Origin of the sequence: Glycomyces sp. NPDC047010 (genome assembly GCF_040644205.1) — a bacterium.
Classification (GTDB): Bacteria; Actinomycetota; Actinomycetes; order Mycobacteriales; family Micromonosporaceae; genus Glycomyces.
In genome coordinates this window covers 1-18,160 of record NZ_JBEYVY010000013.1, presented here as the reverse complement: position 1 = coordinate 18,160, position 18,160 = coordinate 1, and the positions used below count along the sequence as shown (strand labels likewise).

Genomic DNA, 18,160 nt, shown 5'->3' with positions numbered 1-18,160 from the left:
CCTAACTGAAGAGAACCCCTAGTTTCGAGAGGACCGGCATGGGCAAGGGCTGGGAAGGCGCGGTACTGAAACTCCTGCGCGCCAAGGACTTCAAGTTCACGGTCACCGGCGCCGAGCAGGTCGCCCCGCGCTACCGGCGGCTCTCGTTCACCGACGGCGGGCTCCTCGCCGAGCTCCCCGTCCACCCCGCGATGTGGGTCCGCCTCTGGTTCGAGTACGACGGCAAGCCCCACCAGCGCGGCTACACCCTCGTCGACCCGGACCCCGAGGCCGGCACCTTCGACATCGAGTTCGCCCTCCACGACGGCGTCGCGAGCAACTGGTCCGAGACGGCCGCCCCCGGCGACACCATCGCCGCCACCGTCTACGGCACCGCCTTCGCCACCCCCGACCCGTTCCCCGAGCGCCTCCTCCTCGTCGGCGACCCGGCGTCCCTCCCCGCGATCAACTCCCTCCTCGACTCCTTCCCCGACACCCCCGCCACCGTCTGGTTCGAGACCACCACCGACGACGACCTGCCCTTCCGCACCCGCGACGCCCACGACCTCCACCTCATCCCCCGCGGCGACGGCACGGCCCTCGAATCCGCCGTCCGAGCCGCCCTCCCCGCCCTCGCCACCCCGTCCACATACCTGTGGATAACCTGCGAAGCCCGCACCACCCGAGCCCTCACCGCCTTCGCCCGCAAGGACCTCGCCCTCCCCAAAGACCGCCTCCACACCATGGCCTACTGGCGCTGACAAACCCCTCGCCCACCCGTCCCCGCCCGGCTACCCTCACCCCATGCAGCCGCCCCGGACCGTCCTCGAAGCCTTCGGCGCCGTCGAAAAGCCCACGCTCCTCGACGGCGGCCAGGGCCGCACCTGGCGAAGCGGCGATGTCGTCCTCAAACCTGTGGACAACCAGGCAGAAGCCGAATGGCGCGCGGAGACCCTCTCGTCCCTCCCCGAGTCCACTACCTTCCGAGTCCCCCGCCCGATCCGGACCCACGAAGGCGCTTGGACCGCGGACGGCTGGGAGGCCACCGCACTCCTCCCCGGTGCGACCGACCCGAAGCGCTGGAACGACGCCGTCACGGCCGGGGCGGCGTTCCACGCCGCCATCGCCCACCTCCCCCGCCCCGGGTTCCTCTCCTCCCGCGACGACTGGTGGACCCTGGCCGACCGAGACTCCTGGAACCTCGACCTAAAACCAACCGACCCCACACTCCACGCCCTCGCCGAGTTCCGCACCCCCATCGACGTCCCCCACCAACTGGTCCACGGTGACCTCCTGGGCAACATCCTCTACGAGCCGGGCCTCCCACCCGCCATCATCGACTGGCCGCCCTACTGGCGCCCGACCTCCTGGGCCGCCGCCGTAACCGCCGTAGACGCCCTCTGCTGGAACGGAGCCGACTCGACGCTCCTCGACCACTGGTCAAACCTCGAATCCTGGCCCCAAATGACAGTGCGCGCCCTGATGTACCGAATGATCACCGACCAGTACGCCGCCACAGCCGACAACCACCCCTGGCAACCCCACCCCGCCTACCTCCCAGCGGCAAGAGCGGTAATCCGCCGAGCCCGCTGACGTGCGGGCCCGGCGGTTCGCTACCAGGTCACCGGGAGTTCGTAGACGCCGTAGACGGCGGCGTTGTGTTTGAAGGGGAGTTCCTTCAGGTCGCCGGCGAGGGCGAGGGTGGGGATTCGCTTGTACAAGGTGCTGTAGACGACTTGGAGTTCGACGCGGGCGAGGGACTGGCCGAGGCACTGGTGGACGCCGAAGCCGAAGGCGATGTGGCGGCGGGCGTCGCGGGTGAGGTCGAGGCGGTCCGGGTCTGCGAAGACGGCGGGGTCGCGGTTGCCGATGTCGCCGGGGAGGATGACGCCCTCGCCGGCCTTGACGGCCTGTCCGGCGATCTCCATGTCCTCCAGGACGGCCCGGCGGCGGCCGTTGTGGGTGATGTGGAGGTAGCGCAGGAGCTCCTCGACGGCCTTGGCGACCACGACCGGGTCGTCGCTGTCGCGCAGGAGCGCGAGCTGGTCCGGGTTCTCGAAGAGCGCCAAGGTCCCCAGCGCGATCATGTTCGCGGTGGTCTCGTGCCCGGCGATGAGCAGGAGCACGCCGATCTGCGCGGCCTCCGCGCGCGTGATGTCCCCGGACTCGACGCGCCCGACGAGCCCCGACAGGAGGTCGTCGCCCGGCGCCTTCATCTTCTGCCCGACCAGGTCGTCGAGGTACACGGTCAGGTTCCGCATCCCGATCATGCGCTCCTCAGGAGCGACGTCGAGGTTGACGATGACCTTGCTGTTCTCCTGGAAGAAGTCGTGGTCGGCGTACGGGACGCCGAGCAGTTCGCTGATGACGAGCGACGGCACGGGCAGCGCGAACGCGTCCACGAGGTCGGTCGGGTTGGGCCCGGCCAACATCGCGTCGATGGCGTCGTCGACGATCTTCTGGATCGCGGGCCGCCGCGCCTCGGAGCGTTTGATCGCGAACGGCGCGGTCACCATGCGGCGCAGGCGCGCGTGCTCGGGGTCGTCCATGAGGATGAACCCGATCTTCGGCCGCTGCTCCTGCGGCGCTTCGCCCTCGGCCTCGTAGTTCTTGGCGACGGCCGCGTTCGGGTAGCCGGGGCTCGCGGTGTCGGAGCTGACGCGCGGGTCCGAGAGGACGGTGCGCTGGTCGTCGTAGCCGGTGACGAGCCACGGCGTCTGGCCGTCCTCCAAGCGCACCCTGGTGATCGGCCCTTCCTCCTGAAGGGACTTGAGCTGCGGCGGCGGGTCGAAGGGGCACTTCATGGCCCGCTCCATCGGGTAGGCCGGGGTCTCCTGGTCGGTCATCGCGCGTTCCTTTCGGTTCGGGTGTTCAAGTCGCCGCACTGGTTCCTGGGCACAGCACGGCGACGCTCAAGGGCGTTATGAGATCCGGGGGCGCGGAGGACGCTAGGCGAACGACTCCACTAGAGACTGACGGTGCTGTCGGGCCTGCTTCGGCATGGACCAGCCGACGACGCCGGTGATCCGGCCGTCCGTACGGTACGCGGCGACGAAGCGGCGCGAGGCCGGGTCGCCTTCGAGGACGTCGAGTTCGCCGTCGACCGAAGGCAGGCCGTAGACCTGGATCTTCGCGTCGAACTGGTCGGTCCAGAAGTAGGGCACCGGCTTGTACGGCAGGTCGGCGCCGAGGATGTTCGCGGCCACCGCGGCCGCCTGCTCGGTGGCGTTCGTGCGGTTCTCCAGGCGCAGGTCGCGCCCGAGCCCCGCATGGTGCCAGCGCGCGACGTCGCCGACCGCCCAGATGCCTTCGGCGGCAAGGCAGTTCGCGTCGCACACGATGCCGTTGTCGATCCGCAGGCCGCTGCCGGTGAGCCACTCGGTGACCGGGATCGACCCGATCGACACGACCACCGCGTCCGCGGGCAGGGTATCCCCGTTGTCGAGCCGCACCCCCGTGACGCGCCCGTCGCGCTCCTCCAGGCCCGCGACGCCGACCCCGGGCCGGAGCCGCACACCGCGCTCGGTGTGCATCTCGGCCAGGTGCTTGGCGACGCCGGAGCCGAGCTGGAGCTCCATCGGCGCGGCCTGCGGCCCCACGAGCGTCACGTCCGGTCCGAGCCCGGTCGCGGTGGCGGCGATCTCGGCGCCGAGGACGCCGTCGCCGACGACCACGAGCCGCTCCGCCTGCGCAAGTTCGCCTTTCAGCCGCAGCGCGTCCTCGATGGTGCGCAGCACGTGCACACCGCCGAGCCCGGCCGCGCCCGGAAGCGTCCGGGCCCGGATGCCGGTGGCGATGACGATCGCGTCGGCCGCCAGCGTCCGCCCGTTCTCGGTGGTGACGGTCCGGTTCGCCACGTCAAGGCCGGTCGCGGCCTCGCCGAGCGCGAACTCGGCGTCCAGTGAGGACAGCATCGCGTCGGGCCGCAGCTGCGCCCGGGCGGGCTCCCAGGCCCCGGAGAGGACCTGCTTGGACAGCGGCGGCCGGTCGTAGGGCAGGTGCGGTTCGGCGCCGAGGAGCGTCAGGCGTCCGTCGAAGCCCTTGCGGCGCAGCGCCTCGGCGGTGGCGAGCCCCGCCGCGGAGGCGCCCACGACGAGGACGCTCGCCGTCACGCGACCTCGCTGACGTCGATGGCCAGCGCCGGGCAGACGCTCGCGGCCTCGCGCACGGCCTCGTGGTACTCGGCGGCGGGGACGGGTTCGAGGAGGATCACGATCCCGTCCTCGTCGCGCTGGTCGAACACGTCGGGTGCGACGAGCACGCACGACCCTGCGCCGCAGCACTTGTCCTCGTCAACGGTGACTTTCATGGCGGTGTAACCCCCTGAGTTCGGTGACTTCGGCCTCGTACAGGCCGACGATGGCGTCGACCAGGCCGAGGCCCGCTTCATGCCAGGTGTCCCTGGCGACGGCCTCGCCGACCGCGATCTTGGATTCGCGGACGGCGGGGACGACGACTGCGAGCTGGCGGACCATGCCGTCGCGCTCGTCGCGCACGTCGGGCGGCAGGTCCGGCAGGCAGGCGTTGAGCCCGGCGGTGACCTGGCGCAGCGAGGGCGCCTCCATGGCCTCGGCGGCGATCACGTCGCGCATGGCCGGGTCGGTGAGGACCTGGGCGGCGAAGCGCGCGAACCAGGTCCGCTCGCCGAGCGCGCCGAGGTGGTCCATGGTGGGCATGACGAAGCACTCGACCCAGTCGCGCAGGCCGGGTTCGTCGCCCATGGCGTCGAGGCGCTCGATGCGCGCCCGCTCGATGTCCTCCATGTGCCCGCGGATGATGGCGCGGACGAGGTCGGCCTTGGTGCCGAAGTGGTAGCCGACGGCGGTGTTGTTGCCCTGCCCGGCCGCTTCGGAGATCTGGCGGTTGGAGACGGCGGCGACGCCCTGCTCGGCGAAGAGCCGCTCGGCGGCGGCGATGATCGCCTCGCGGGTCGCCGCGACCCGCGAGGCCCTGGTGCTGGTGCTCATGTCCGCCACCGTACGGGGACGGTGGCCATGCCGCCGACCAGGAGTCCTTCCACCCGCTGGAGGTCCTCGGGCGCGACGGCGAGTTCGAGGGAGGGGAGGCGCCGCAGGAGCACTTCGAGCGAGACCTGGAGCTCGGTGCGGGCGAGGGCCTGCCCGAGGCAGGAGTGCGCTCCGGCGCCGAACGCCAAGTGGGGGTTGGGGGTGCGGGCGAGGTCCATGGCGGCGGCGTCCTCGAACGCGGCGTCGTCGCGGTTGGCGGCGGCCATGGAGCAGACGACGGTGGTGCCGGGGTCGATGACGGCACCGCCGACCTCGAACTCCTCGTCGATGTAGCGGACCATGCCGAACCCGGCGTTGACGTCCATGCGCAGGGACTCCTCGACGGCGGACCGGATGAGCTTCGGGTCGGCGAGGAGCGCCTCCCAGCGGGTGCGGTCGGCGAGGAGCATCGCGGCCATCTTGCCGATCATGTTCGCGGTGGTCTCGTGCCCGGCGACGAGGAGGCCCTGGCCGGTGGCGATGATCTCGGCGTCGCTCATGGCGGAGGCGGTGACGAGTTCGGAGAGGAGGTCGTCGCCGGGTTCGGCGCGCTTGGCGGCGACGTGCCCGGCGAGGTAGACGTGGAACTCGGTCTGGGCGGCGACGATCTCGTCCTGGGTGTACCTGGTCATGCTCAGGAGCGTGTCGGACCAGTACGAGAACTTGTCGCGGTCGTCCTCGGGGACGCCGAGGATCTCGCAGATCACCCACACCGGCAGGGGGAACCCGAAGGCGGCCTTGAGGTCCGCGGTGTCGCCCGCGGCGGTCATCTCGTCGACGAGGCGGTCGGCCATGGCGGTGATGCCGGGGCGGAGCGCGGCCATGCGCTTGGCGGTGAACCACTTGTTGAGGGTGCGGCGCCACACGAGGTGGGCCTCGCCCTGCTGCGGGAGGACGGAGGCCATCTCGGAGTCGAGGACGCCGCCGGACTCCTCGCTGACGCGGGCGCTGTTCCCCTCGGCCGAGGTGCGGGTGAAGCGCGGGTCGGCGAGGGTGGCCTTGACGTCCTCGTACCGGGTGAGGAGGGTCGCCGGGTCGCCCGAGGCGAACGTCACATGCGCGACGGGGCACTTGCCCCTGAGCTCGGCCCATTCGGCCGGCGGGTCGAGCACGGCGTCGTTGGGGATGGGGTACTGGAGGGCGGTGTTCTCGGACATGTGGTCCTCCTGATACGTCGGCGGCAGTTCGATTTGCCCACTATTCAACCCCTCGTAGTACAGTAAGTCAAGCAGTTGACTTAAAATATTTCGGGTCACATGCACTACCAGGATGGAAACCACCACCGATGACTCAGAACACCGCCGAGCCGGACGGAACACCCGCCCGCTCGAACCGCATCATCGCGGTCCTCGCGATCTCCGGGATCGTCGTCTCGCTCATGCAGACGTTCGTGATCCCGCTCCTGCCCGAACTGCCCGAACTCCTCGGCGCCTCGGTCGGCGACACCTCGTGGGCCGTCACCGCGACGCTCCTCGCCTCCGCCGTCGCCGTCCCGGTCGTCGGCCGCCTCGGCGACATGTTCGGCAAGCGCCGCATGCTCCTCATCAGCCTCGTGCTGCTCACCGCCGGCTCCGTCGTCGCCGCGCTCAGCACCAACCTCGCGTCCTTCATCACCGGCCGCGCGATCCAGGGCCTCGCCGCGGGCGTGATCCCCCTGGGCATCAGCATCATGCGCGACGAACTCCCGAAGGCCAAGCTCGCCGGGGCCATGGCCCTCATGAGCGCGTCCCTCGGCATCGGCGGCGCCCTCGGCCTCCCGGCCGCCGCACTCCTCGCCGACCACGCCGACTGGCACGTCCTCTTCTGGGTCGCCTCCGGCGCCGGACTCCTGTGCCTGCTCCTCGTCGCCGCCACCGTCCCCGAATCCGGCGTCAAGTCCGGCGGCAGGTTCGACCCCGTCGGCGCCGTCGGCCTCTCCGCGGGCCTCCTCGGCCTGCTCCTCGCCGTCTCCAAGGGCGCCGACTGGGGCTGGACCGACCCGCTCACCCTCGGCCTCGGACTCGGCGCGATCGTCGTCCTCCTCGCCTGGGGCGCATGGGAACTGCGCACCCCGCAGCCGCTCGTCGACCTGCGCACCACCGCCCGCCGCCAAGTCCTCCTCACCGACCTCGCCTCGGTCGTGTTCGGCTTCGCGATGCTCGCCATGTCGCTGGTCCTGCCCCAGCTCCTCCAGATCCCCGAGGCCACCGGCGTCGGCTTCGGCCAGTCCATGCTCACGGTCGGCCTCGTCATGATGCCCTCCGGCCTGGTCATGATGGCCATGTCCCCGGTCTCCGCGCGCATCACCAACGCCAAGGGCCCCAAGACGACCCTCATGGCCGGCGCCGTCGTCGTCGCCCTCGCCTACGGCCTCGGCGCGTTCCTCATGGCCGAGATCTGGCAGCTCGTCCTCGTCGCCACCCTCATGGGCGCCGGCATGGGACTCGCCTACGGCGCCATGCCCGCCCTCATCATGGACGCCACACCCGTCCACGAGACCGCCGCCGCCAACAGCCTGAACACCCTCATGCGGTCCATCGGCACCTCGGTCTCCAGCGCCATCGCCGGCGTCGTCCTCGCCCACGTCACCGTCGACTTCGCGGGGACCGCCGTCCCGTCCAAGGACGCCTTCCAGATCATCTTCCTCATCGCCGCGTTCGCGTCCCTCGCCGCACTCGCCATCGCCGCGTTCCTCCCGGGGCGCTCCGCCGAGACCGGCACGCCCGCACCGGAACTCGTCAAAGCCGCCGCATGACAAGGCGGGCCCGGCGACGACGCCGGGCCCGCCCCGCTAGAACCAGCTCCCGAACTCCGAGCCCGGCCCCTCACCGTGGAAGAACACGAACTCCCCGCGCCGGGACCGGCAGCCCCCCAGCGCCATCCGCACCCGCGCGAACCACGCCCTCACGACCGCACCCCCGCCAGCACCGGCACCCGCACCGGCTCCTCCACCGGGACCGGCACCGCCGCCCGGATCGAGTTCGCCACCAGGAACCACAGCAGCGACGACAGGACCACCAGCAGCACCCGCTGCGGAATCCCTCGCCAGTCCCCGCCGTCCAGGACCCCCGGCAGGAACGTGTTCACCGTCGTCGTCAGGAACGTCAGCGCCGCCAGCACCGTCGCCCACCACGTCCCGTGCCGCACCCACGCGGGCGCGTCCGCATGCCGCATCCGCGCCGCGCAGATCCCCGCCACCACCGTCAGCAGCACGAACGCCGCCCCCGCCGAATACCGGTGGATCTGCGCCCACCACGTCAGCCCCGACTCCGGCGTCCCCGTGCGGAACACCGCCGCGCACACCAGCATCACCGCCGTCGCCCCCAGCAGGAACCGCACGAAGCCCTCCCGCGCCAGCCCCACCCCGCGCATCGCCAGGATGAAGCAGGTCGCCGCCAGCGCGATCACCGACAGCGGGAACAGGAGGACCCCCGGCCAGGTCACGGCGTACGCGGACACCGGGATCGCCACCGGGTCCACGTCATGTGCCTGCGTCAAGTGCATCACCGCGAAGCCCGCCTGGGAGGCGGCGATCCCCGACATGGCGGTCACCTCGGCTGCGCGCGTTCGGAAGAAGTCTCGGTTCATGCGCCGAACGGTAGGTTCCGGGAAGTCCCCTTCCCTCAAGCCGAGGCGTGGAATCCGGCCTCACCCCCAGGGGTGAGACGCCCCCGCCCGCCCCGTACCCCGGAGTGAGGGCGCGCAGGTCCCCGGCGGCATACCGTAGGCACGTGACCGCCGAGACCGCACCGAACCCGCATCCCGTCCGCCGGGTCATCAGCTACCTGGTGCCCGTCGCGCCCCTCGGCGACGGCGACTGGCGCTGGCGCTTCACCTCCACCTTCGCCCTCTTCGGCCCCGGCTCGGTCCCGTTCGCGCTCATGATGTTCGCCATCCAGAACGGGCTGATGGCCACGAACTACGGCATCGCCGTGGGCGCGCCCATCACGATCGCCACGGGAGCCGCGATCATCCTCGCGCGGTTCCGGCCTGTCGAGGCGTGGCTGCTGGTCATGGCCTCGTTCGTGGCGACCGCCCTCTGGACGGAGACCACGAAGTGGGAGCCGTGGCCGCTGACCGTCCCCAGCCTGTTCGCCCTTATGACCGTGCTGTTCGCACTCGGCCGGGACCGGCGCGCGTGGGTCGGCGTCCTCTGCTGGCTCGGGTACGCGGCCGTGGGCGCGGGCGCGGTCTGGGGCGTCAACTCGCACCAGCTGAGCCCCATGCCGCAGCCGGTGCTCGAAGCGAACCCGAACCCGGCCTCCGACAACCTGACGCTCGGCCTGCTCCTGGGCGCGTTCGCGTTCCTCGTCGGCCTGACGGTGCGCATCTGGCGCCAGGGCCGCTCCCGCGTCGCCGAGGAGGAGCGCGTCGCCGAAGGCGAGCGCCAGCGCCGCCGCCTCCTGGAGGAGCGCGCCCGGATCGCGCGGGAGCTCCACGACATCGTCGCGCACCACATGTCGGTGATCACCGTCCAGTCCTCGACCGCGGAGTACCGCATCGCCGGGCTCGACGAGGACGCGAAGGCAGAGTTCCGCTCCATCGGCGACCAGGCCCGCGAGGCGCTCGCGGAGATGCGGCGGCTGCTGGGGGTGCTGCGCGCCGAGGACGACGCGGGCGCTCGCGAACCGCAGCCGGGACCTGAAGCGCTGCACGGCCTCGCGGAGGCGGTGACGAGGACGGGCACGCCCGTGGACCTCGTGGTCGGCGACCTCCCCGAGGACCTCCCGGAGACCCTGGCGCTCACGGTGTTCCGCGTGGTCCAGGAGGCGCTGAGCAACGTGATGCGTCACGCCCCGGGCGCGCGGGTGGAAGCCTCCGTCGCGGCCGAGCACGGGACGATTGCGGTTACGGTGGTGAACGGCCCGCCGCCCGGCGGCCCCGGCCCGACGGGCCGCGACGGCTCCGGGCTGGGCCTGGTCGGCATGCGCGAGCGCGTCGCCCTCGACGGCGGCGAGCTGGCGGCGGGCCCGACCCCCGAAGGCGGGTTCCGCGTCCGCGCGGTCCTGCCGATCCGCTCGACCGCAGAGGAGTCCGCGTGACGATCAAGGTGCTCATCGCCGACGACCAGGCCATGGTCCGCGCCGGTTTCGCGGCGCTCCTGAACGCGCAGGAGGACATCGAGGTCGTCGGCGACGCCCCCGACGGCGTCGCGGCGGTCACCGAGACCACCCGCCTGCGCCCCGACGTGGTCCTCATGGACGTGCGGATGCCGACGATGGACGGCCTGGAGGCGGCCAAGCGCATCCTCTCGGCGCCGGAGGAGCGGCGGCCGCGGGTGCTCATGCTCACGACGTTCGACATCGACGACTACGTGTACGAGGCGCTCCGCATGGGCGCCAGCGGGTTCCTGCTCAAGGACGCCCCGCCCGGCGACCTCATCGCGGCGGTCCGCGTGGTCGCCGACGGCGACGCCCTCCTGGCCCCGTCGGTGACGCGCCGCCTCATCGAGGAGTGCTTCAAGGCCCGCCCGGCGCTGCGCCGCTCTTCCAGGCTCGACGCCCTCACCCCGCGGGAGGAGGAGGTCCTGCGCCTCATCGCCCGCGGCCTGTCCAACCCCGAGATCGCCGCGGCCCTGTTCGTCTCCGAGCAGACCGTCAAAACGCACGTCGGCAAGATCTTCGCCAAGCTCGAACTCCGCGACCGCGCCCAGGCCGTCATCTGCGCCTACGAGACCGGCCTGGTCACCGCGGGAGACCCCCGCGAGCAGTAGCCCGCCTGCCCCTCGCCCACCCGAACTGTCGTACCCACCGGGCACCTTTGAAGCCGGGGGCGACTCACCGCGCCCCACCATCACTCCTGCCCAAGAACCCCACCCCGCCTCCGCTGTCGTACCTACCGGGCACCTTTGAAGCCGGGGGCGTCTGCGCGCCGACACGCCCGACCGCGGGGGTCGACACGCCCTCCCACCTGCGCCATCATCTCCGCAACCCGTCTCCTTCCGAAAACTTCGACCCACCTATTGGAATGGATCATTCCGCTCTGATATACTTGGAACAAGTCATTCCGTTCCAGAGTTTTTCCTGAGGAGTCCCCATGCGCATCCTGATCACCGGCGCCACCGGAACCGTCGGCCGCAACGTCGTCGAGCAGCTCGCCGCCGCCGACCCCACCGCCGAGCTGCGGGCCCTCACCCGCAATGCCGAGGCCGTCCTCCCCGCCGGCGTCGAGACCGCCGTCGGCGACCTGTCCGCGCCCGAGACCCTCGCCGACGCCTTCAAGGGCGTCGACGCCGTCCACTTCATCAACTTCGCGGGCGAGCAGTACGGCGCGATCCCCGACCCGGCCGCCGTCGTCGCCCTCGCCGAGGCCGCGGGCGTGCGCCGCTGCACCGTCCTCGGCGGCATGGCCGACGGCCCCTTCGAGACCCTCCTCGCCGCCAGCGCGATCGAGACGACCTTCCTCCACCCCGTCGAGTTCATGTCGAACTCCCTCATGTGGTGGGCCGCGCCCATCAAGGCCGAGAGCCGCATCCGCGAGCCCTTCGGCGACCGCCGCAGCGCGATGGTCCACCCCGCCGACATCGGCGCCGTCGCCGCGCGGGTCCTCCTCGACGGCGGGCACGACGGCGGCGACCTCGTCATCACCGGCCCCGAGGTCCTCACGCTCCAGGACCGGGTCCGCATCCTCGGCGAGGCGATCGGCCGCGAGGTCGAGTACGTGGAGCTCACCGTCGAAGAGGCGCGCGAGAAGTGGAGCGGCGAGGGCTTCCACGAGGGCCTCATCGCGTTCCTCCTTGAGGCCCTTGGCAACACGCCGCCGGAGGGGAAGACCGTGGTCGACACGGTCGAGCGGGTCACCGGCCGCCCGGCCCGCACGTTCGCGCAGTGGGCGGGCGAGCACGCCGACGCGTTCAAGTAGCCGCCCGAGACGAGGGGCGTCGTTCCGACCGGAGCGACGCCCCTTTTGGCGTGAATCTGTGAAATCACAGGTCTGTTCGCATTTCTGAAACCGAAGACCACTTAGCCCGATATTCACTGAATTATTTCTATCTTTAATTTTGTGCGGTTTACCTCTAATCTCCATGTATGGCATGGCTCACCCATCACCTCGGGTGAGACCGCAACCAGCGGTCGCATCCGGCCCTGCCATGGCGGTCGCGAACCCCGTCGGCCGTCGATGCCCTCACCCGAAAGGCATGCATCACATGAATCGCCAACGCGCACTTGCGGTCACGGCCGCCGGCGCCGTAGCCACCGCGCTCTCGCTCGCCGCCGGCGCGGCACCCGCCTCGGCCGAGATCCTCGACGCCAAGGCCGCGGACGCCCGCGCCGACCTGCTCGGGAACGTCTCCCCCGCACTCGTCGAGGAGCTCTCTGACACCTTCGGGCTCAGCGAGTCCGAGGCGTACGACCGCCTCGCCGTCGAGGCCGTCGCGTCCGACCTCCTCACCGAGGTCCCGGACTCGCTCGACGCCTCCTACGGGGGCCTGTGGGTCGCCGAGGGCGCCGACGAGATCCTCGTCGCCACCACCGACCGCGCCGACTTCAACGAGCTGCGCGCCGAAGGGGCCACCCCGGTCCTCGTCGAGCACGCCCTCGCCGATCTCGAAGCGGCCGGCGCGGGCCTCGACGCCCTCGCGCTCGACGGCCTGTACGGCCACTACATCGACCTGGAGAACAACACGCTCGTGGTCGAGGCGGCCGACGAGGCCGTCGCGGCCGAGGCCGTGGACGCCGCGGGCATCGACCCGGCGCTCGTCTCCCTCGCGACCGCCGAGGCGCCCGAGCTGTTCTTCGTGCGCGGCGGCGACTCGTACATCATCGAGAACTCGTGGCGCTGCTCCGTGGGCTTCTCGGTCCGCCAGGGCTCGACCCCCGGCTTCGTGACCGCGGGCCACTGCGGTTCGGCCGGCGACCAGGTGACCAGCGGCGAGGCCGCCCCGGGCACCTTCCGCAACTCGGTGTTCCCGGGCGCTGACCGCGCCTGGGTCGCGGTCGGCGCCAGCGAGCCGCTCTACGACGAGGTCAACATGTACTCGGGCTCGCGCGACGTCGCGAACGCCAACCAGGCCGCCGTCGGGTCCTCGATCTGCCGCTCCGGTTCGACCACGGGCTGGCACTGCGGCACGGTCCAGGCGTTCAACCAGACCGTCAACTACGCCGAGGGCAGCGTCTCCGGCCTGACCCGCACCAACGTGTGCGCCGAGCCCGGCGACTCCGGCGGCTCGTTCATCACCGGCAACTCCGCCCAGGGCATGACCTCCGGCGGCAACGGCAACTGCACCTCCGGTGGCACGACCTACTTCCAGCCGATCGGCCCGGCCCTCTCCGCGTGGGGCCTGACGCTCGTCACGACGTAGGACCGAATGCAGGGTCCGGCCGGATCGACAACGGCCGGGCCCGAACCTCTTGAGCCGCAACGGCTCGGACCCCAGGAGCCCCGGTCGCCACCCTAGGCCGGGGCTTCTCCGCGCCCCTGTCTATGTCGTCGCCAACCGCGCCCCCTTCCTCGCCCTCAGGCGGTGTCGAACCCCCGGACCTCGGCCTTCCACCGCACCTCGGCCCCGACCCACGAGGCCGCCCGGTCCACCGCCGCGTGCAGGTGCTCCCGGTCGGCCCGCGCGTCGTCCCACTGCGCCGCCTCCACGACGAGCTCGCCGCTGCTGCGGCGCAGCGCGACCCGCCCGGGCAGGTCGCTGCCGACGAACACCGGCAGGCAGTAGTACCCGAACGTGCGCTGCGGCTCCGGCACGTAGATCTCGATCTTCCAGCCGTGGCCCCACAGCCGGTCCATGCGCTCACGCAGCCACACCAGCTGGTCGAACATCGACACCGCGACGGCCCGCTCCGCGCCGGTGACCCGGGTGCGCTTCACCTGCGGGTCGATCCAGGCGCGGCCCTTCCAGCCCTCCACGGCGACCTCCTCAACCTCAAGCTCGCGCAGCACCCGCTCGGTGTCGGCGATCTTGAGCCGGAAGTAGTCCGCGACGTCCTTCGTCGTGCCCACGCCGAGGTTCCGCAGCGCCGTGGACACCATGTACCGCAGGCACTCCGCGTCATCGGCGTCCCACAGGTGCTCAGCGGGGATCGCGCGCTCGGCGAGCTGGTAGACGCGCTTGAACCCGATCCGGTGCGTGCACGCGACCTCCCCGAACCACAGCAGCCGCTCCACGGCGTGCTTGTGGTCGGTGCGGAGGTTCCAGGAGTCGCCCATGTTCCCGGCGCCCTGGCCGCGGTGCATCGCACCGGAGGGGAAGTCCGACACGGTGATCGCCCCGCGCTCGCGCAGCAGCGCCAGCACCTCGGCCTCGGCTTCCGCAAGTGAGTCGTCGGCGTACCGCTCGCGCCACGAGGCCCGGCGCCGCGCCAGGTACGGCCACGCCGACACCGGCAGCAGCGACATCGCGTGCGCCCAGTACTCGAACGCGATCGGCGCCTTGCGCCGGTCCAGGCTCCGCACGGCCTCCTCGACGTCGAGGTCCCGCGCGAGCAGCGTCAGCTCGTGCGCGCGCCGCACCGCGGAGATCGTGTCGAGCTGAATGCACCCGAGCCGCTCCAGCACCGTCTTGAAACGCGCGGCCTTCGGCCGCAACTGCGCGGCGATGGCGATCCGCCGCGCATCCGCCAGCCGCAACGACTCAGGCACTGCACCAGTCCTCTCCGAGAGCCACACCGATCGCCCCCGACCGTACCGCCGGGGTCCGACAATCCGTCAGCCCCGGTTCGGCGCCGTCCCCACGGTCCCGGTCTCCGCACGCGGGTCCGCCGCTCCCGCAACGCGTCCGGCCTCGTCGATCTCGATGAGGTGCGCGTGCCCGAAGCCGCTCCCGGCCGCGGCCGGTGCGACCGCGAACCCGCGGTCGCTCAAGCCTTCGGCCCACGCCTCAGGGCTCCCTGCCTCAAGCTCCACGTCCGTCTCGTACACGCCGGTCCACGTCCCGAACCCGGTCTCGCCCGGGAACAGCCGCCACCGCGGCGCCGCGACCGCGGCCTCGACGGTCTCGCCGCCGTGCAGGACCCTCGCGATCAGCTGCGACACGATCTGCGGCTGCGAGTCGCCGCCCATCGACCCGGCGACGAGCCGCAGCGACCCGTCCGGGCGCGTCACGAGCGCCGGCACGAGCGTGTGCGGCGGGCGCTTCCCCGGCCCGTACTCGGCCGGGTGACCCGGCTCCAGGTTGAACCCGGTGCCGCGGTTCTGGAGGCCGATGCCGGTGCGCGGCTCGAACAGCCACGTCCCGAACCCGGCCGCGTTCGACTGGATGTAGGAGACGCCCATGCCGTTCTGGTCCAGCACCGCCATGTAAGTGGTGCCGCCCGCGGCCTGGTGCACCGGCACGTCGGCCTTCGCGTCGGCACTGATCCGCCCGGCCCGCTCCCCCGCGGCCGCCAGCAGGTCCGCGACGTCGGCGCCGTCGAACAGCCGCTCCGGCCGGTCGTACCCGGCCTGGCGTGCGGCCTCGACCAGGTAGTGCGCCCACAGCGGGTCGCCGGCGTCCACGGGCAGGTCAAGCTTGTCGGCGATCGCCAATGCGAGCAGCAGCAGGTACCCCTGCGAGTTCGGCGCCGCCGCCCAGATCCGGTGCCCGAACGCGTCCACGCTGATCGGCTCCTCCCACTGCGCTTGCACCACAGCGAGATCCGCCTCCGTGAACAGGCCCTTGCCGATCTCCACGAGCCCCTGCCCGAAGTCCCCCAGGTAGAACCCGTCGCGCCCGCCCTCAGCGGCGGCGCGCAGCGCCGCGGCGGTCCGCTCGCGCGTCACCGTCGCCCCCGCTTCGAGGCCCACCAGGTCCTCGGCACCGGGGACGCCCTCAAGGATCTTCCCGGCCTTCGCGAGCATCGCCGTGGCGGGCCAGCCCTTGGACGCCAGCTCGATCGCGGGCGCCAGCAGCTCCGCCATCGGCCGCGACCCGTACCGCTCGTGCAGCGCGAACCAGCCGTCCACGCAGCCCGGCACGGTCGCCGAACGCAGGTCGTTCCGGAACGGCATGGCCTTGTGCCCTTCGGCCCGCAGCCCCTCGGCGTCGGCGCCTGATCCGGCGCGGCCCGAGGCGTTCAGGTACGCCGGAGCGTCCTCGCCCGGCACGTGGACCAGTGCGAACAGGTCGCCGCCCAGGCCGCACAGGTGCGGGGCCACGATCGTCAGCGCCGCACCGGCGGCGATCGCGGCGTCGACGGCGTTGCCGCCGATCGCGAGCACGTCGGCGCCGATCCGGCTGACGTGGGGATCGACGGAACAGACCACACCCTGGTCGACCACGGGGGACTCCTTTGCGCAACCGCCGGCCATCGCCGAACGGGGGGGACGGATTCGCGCCGAACCGCAGGTCCGACACCGCGCAAAGCCTACCTTGCCGCGCGGCTAGTGACGACCGCCCCGATTCCGGCCGCGTGCCGCAGCTCACGACGGGTGCTTTTGTCCGTCAGCGGCCCTAGCATAGAGGTGGACCGCGTCCACCTGTACGGCCGAGTCTCTTGTACGGTGGAGTTTCCGCGGTGGGGACGAGAGGAAAGATCGGAACTGGTCATGGAAGAGCCGATACAACCAGCTGATTCAGCCGGGCCGATCTCGTCTACGGTGCACCGCTGGCGGCGCCTCGCAGTGCGACACGACCTTGAGTGGAGCGAGCTCCTGCTCATCGCACTCAACCTCTACGGCCTGCGCGGCAACAACAGCGAGGGCATGCGCCTGCGGCTGAACTCCGAGGACGAGGAGTTCATGCTCGTCCTCCCGGCAGACCGCGCGACGTCGCCGTTCAGCCTCCGCGCCCACGTCGACCCGTCCTCGCCCCAGCACGGCCTGAGCGAGCTCTGCGTCGACGGCACCCCGGTCGCCGAGATCATCGAAGCCGAACCAGGGGAAGAGGTCCGCGGGTACCTCCGCGCCGACGGCACCGCCGCCACCCTCCTCCTCCAGGCCGACGTCGAGTCCGCCGAACTGGTCAAGTGCTACCGGGACCTCCTGGAAGCCCTCGCCTCCGACCTGACCGACGACGGCGAGCAGCACCTCTTCGACGAGGTCACCCTCTCCGCGAGCGGCGCCCGCGACGAGCAGCTGATCGTCGAGCACCTCCTCGCGGTCCGCGAGGCAATGACCGCAGAAGGACTCCCCGACTCCACTACCCTCGGCGTCCTGACCCCGGCCCTGCGCAGCAAGACCGCGTTCAACGAGCTCGCCGAGAAGGTCGGCCCGGTCCTGCTGTTCCTCACGACCGAGACGTACAAGGACGACAGCGCCGAACTCGCGGCCGAACCCATCGTCCCCGAGGACGCCGCGGCAGCCGACCCGGTCATGCCGGTCGCCAGCCGCCAGTCCGAACGCCTCTCCGAGATCCTCTCGGCGGCTAGGGAAGCCGGCCACCGCACCTCGTTCACCTACACGGTGGGCAGCGAACCGCTCGACGAGATGCGCGCCTGGCTCCTCCCCCTCGCCGAGCAGACCACGATGTGGCCGTCGCTGACGATTCTCCCTGCGGAGACCCCCGTCGACGACTCCCAGCACGTCGCGGCCCCCGACGAGCGCCTCGACTTCTTCCTGGAGGCCCGCCGCCTCCTCGAACAGATCTTCGCGCCCACCCAGCTGCGCCCCCAGCCGTGGCGCTGCTACCGCGGCCTCTGGTACCGCCAGCACGCCGGCGAGCACATCGACGGCCCGTACGTCTAGACGACAAAAGGCCCCCACCGCGAGGTGGGGGCCTTTTTCATTGCCGCATAACCGCTTCCAGCTATGCAGCCAGGCATGCAGAAAGGCCCGACACTGTGTGTCGGGCCTTTCTGTTCGTTTAATGTTTGGCGGTGTCCTGCTCTCCCACACCCTCTCGAGTGCAGTACCATCGGCGCTGGAAGCCGTAACGACCGGGTTCGGAATGGGACCGGGTGTGTCACTTCCGCTCTCACCACCAAACAAACCCTTGAGGGTCTGCTCGGCGACTGCGGCACCCAGCCCCGTTCCGGGGCGGGGGTGCGCGATCGAGCCTGAGCGTGTTGTCTCAGAATCGCATAGCGTGCGTGAATGTCATGTTTCGCTCCGACCTTGTAGGCCGTGTGTAATGTTAAGTTCTCGGCGGTTAGTACCCGTCCACTCCAAGCATTGCTGCTCTTCCATGTCGGGCCTATCAACCCCATCATCTTTAGGGCGCCTCACCAGCATTACTGCTGACGGAGATCTCATCTTAGAGCACGCTTCCCGCTTAGATGCTTTCAGCGGTTATCGCTCCCGAACGTAGCCAACCAGCCATGCACCTGGCGGTA

General features: G+C 71.1%; 16 protein-coding genes and 2 rRNA genes. 8 read left to right on the top strand and 10 right to left on the bottom strand.

The genetic code is table 11. The features are described from left to right. Nucleotides 1–38 precede the first annotated feature (38 nt). A complete protein-coding gene (locus AB0A65_RS23285) occupies nt 39–740 on the top strand; it encodes a siderophore-interacting protein (protein ID WP_359954366.1) in 702 nt (233 codons plus the stop codon). 43 nt (nt 741–783) lie between these two features. Then, complete coding sequence (locus AB0A65_RS23280; protein ID WP_359954364.1) at nt 784–1,572, top strand: TIGR02569 family protein; 789 nt, start codon at nt 784–786, stop codon at nt 1,570–1,572. 20 nt (nt 1,573–1,592) lie between these two features. Here the strand turns inward: AB0A65_RS23280 and AB0A65_RS23275 are convergent, their stop codons facing one another. From AB0A65_RS23275 to AB0A65_RS23255, 5 genes are all read right to left on the bottom strand, one after another. Further along, nucleotides 1,593–2,825, bottom strand: a complete 1,233-nt coding sequence (locus AB0A65_RS23275; protein WP_359954362.1) for a cytochrome P450 — start codon at nt 2,823–2,825, stop codon at nt 1,593–1,595. Nucleotides 2,826–2,927: 102 nt separating this feature from the next. Further along, complete coding sequence (locus tag AB0A65_RS23270) at nt 2,928–4,091, bottom strand: FAD-dependent oxidoreductase (RefSeq protein ID WP_359954361.1); 1,164 nt, start codon at nt 4,089–4,091, stop codon at nt 2,928–2,930. Continuing rightward, on the bottom strand, nt 4,088–4,288 hold the full coding sequence (locus AB0A65_RS23265; RefSeq protein ID WP_359954359.1) for a ferredoxin: 201 nt from the start codon (nt 4,286–4,288) through the stop codon (nt 4,088–4,090). Before AB0A65_RS23265 ends, AB0A65_RS23270 begins: the two co-directional genes overlap by 4 nt. Next, nucleotides 4,272–4,946: a helix-turn-helix domain-containing protein gene (locus AB0A65_RS23260; protein ID WP_359954357.1), complete on the bottom strand. Its 675-nt coding sequence runs from the start codon at nt 4,944–4,946 to the stop codon at nt 4,272–4,274. Before AB0A65_RS23260 ends, AB0A65_RS23265 begins: the two co-directional genes overlap by 17 nt. Continuing rightward, nucleotides 4,943–6,142, bottom strand: a complete 1,200-nt coding sequence (locus tag AB0A65_RS23255) for a cytochrome P450 (protein WP_359954355.1) — start codon at nt 6,140–6,142, stop codon at nt 4,943–4,945. The genes AB0A65_RS23260 and AB0A65_RS23255 overlap by 4 nt, the downstream gene beginning before the upstream one ends. Before the next feature lie 128 nt (nt 6,143–6,270). Between AB0A65_RS23255 and AB0A65_RS23250 the strand changes: the two genes are divergently transcribed. Beyond that, nucleotides 6,271–7,719 carry an MFS transporter gene (locus AB0A65_RS23250; RefSeq protein ID WP_359954353.1) on the top strand — a complete coding sequence of 483 codons (1,449 nt, stop codon included), beginning with the start codon at nt 6,271–6,273 and terminating at the stop codon, nt 7,717–7,719. 149 nt (nt 7,720–7,868) lie between these two features. Here the strand turns inward: AB0A65_RS23250 and AB0A65_RS23245 are convergent, their stop codons facing one another. Continuing rightward, nucleotides 7,869–8,552: a DUF998 domain-containing protein gene (locus AB0A65_RS23245; protein ID WP_359954351.1), complete on the bottom strand. Its 684-nt coding sequence runs from the start codon at nt 8,550–8,552 to the stop codon at nt 7,869–7,871. Nucleotides 8,553–8,695: 143 nt separating this feature from the next. Here AB0A65_RS23245 and AB0A65_RS23240 point away from each other — a divergent pair, with 143 nt between their 5' ends. The 4 genes from AB0A65_RS23240 (at nt 8,696) to AB0A65_RS23225 (ending at nt 13,266) form a co-directional block, all read left to right on the top strand. After that, entirely contained in the window at nt 8,696–10,006 is a 1,311-nt protein-coding gene (locus AB0A65_RS23240) for a histidine kinase (protein WP_359954349.1), read from the top strand. Further along, nucleotides 10,003–10,677: a response regulator transcription factor gene (locus AB0A65_RS23235; RefSeq protein ID WP_359954347.1), complete on the top strand. Its 675-nt coding sequence runs from the start codon at nt 10,003–10,005 to the stop codon at nt 10,675–10,677. Before AB0A65_RS23240 ends, AB0A65_RS23235 begins: the two co-directional genes overlap by 4 nt. A gap of 323 nt (nt 10,678–11,000) precedes the next feature. After that, nucleotides 11,001–11,825: an NmrA family NAD(P)-binding protein gene (locus AB0A65_RS23230; RefSeq protein ID WP_359954345.1), complete on the top strand. Its 825-nt coding sequence runs from the start codon at nt 11,001–11,003 to the stop codon at nt 11,823–11,825. A 286-nt stretch (nt 11,826–12,111) separates the two neighbouring features. Next, nucleotides 12,112–13,266 carry a S1 family peptidase gene (locus tag AB0A65_RS23225; RefSeq protein ID WP_359954343.1) on the top strand — a complete coding sequence of 385 codons (1,155 nt, stop codon included), beginning with the start codon at nt 12,112–12,114 and terminating at the stop codon, nt 13,264–13,266. 155 nt (nt 13,267–13,421) lie between these two features. Here AB0A65_RS23225 and AB0A65_RS23220 read toward each other — a convergent pair whose 3' ends face one another. After that, complete coding sequence (locus tag AB0A65_RS23220; RefSeq protein ID WP_359954341.1) at nt 13,422–14,552, bottom strand: crosslink repair DNA glycosylase YcaQ family protein; 1,131 nt, start codon at nt 14,550–14,552, stop codon at nt 13,422–13,424. A 66-nt stretch (nt 14,553–14,618) separates the two neighbouring features. After that, complete coding sequence (locus tag AB0A65_RS23215; RefSeq protein WP_359954339.1) at nt 14,619–16,169, bottom strand: gamma-glutamyltransferase; 1,551 nt, start codon at nt 16,167–16,169, stop codon at nt 14,619–14,621. 342 nt (nt 16,170–16,511) lie between these two features. Here AB0A65_RS23215 and AB0A65_RS23210 point away from each other — a divergent pair, with 342 nt between their 5' ends. Next, nucleotides 16,512–17,573: a hypothetical protein gene (locus tag AB0A65_RS23210; protein WP_359954337.1), complete on the top strand. Its 1,062-nt coding sequence runs from the start codon at nt 16,512–16,514 to the stop codon at nt 17,571–17,573. A 123-nt stretch (nt 17,574–17,696) separates the two neighbouring features. Here the strand turns inward: AB0A65_RS23210 and rrf are convergent. Together rrf and AB0A65_RS23200 are read right to left on the bottom strand one after the other, a co-directional pair. After that, nucleotides 17,697–17,813, bottom strand: a 5S ribosomal RNA gene (rrf, locus tag AB0A65_RS23205). 144 nt (nt 17,814–17,957) lie between these two features. Further along, nucleotides 17,958–18,160, bottom strand: a 23S ribosomal RNA gene (locus AB0A65_RS23200); the annotation flags it as partial.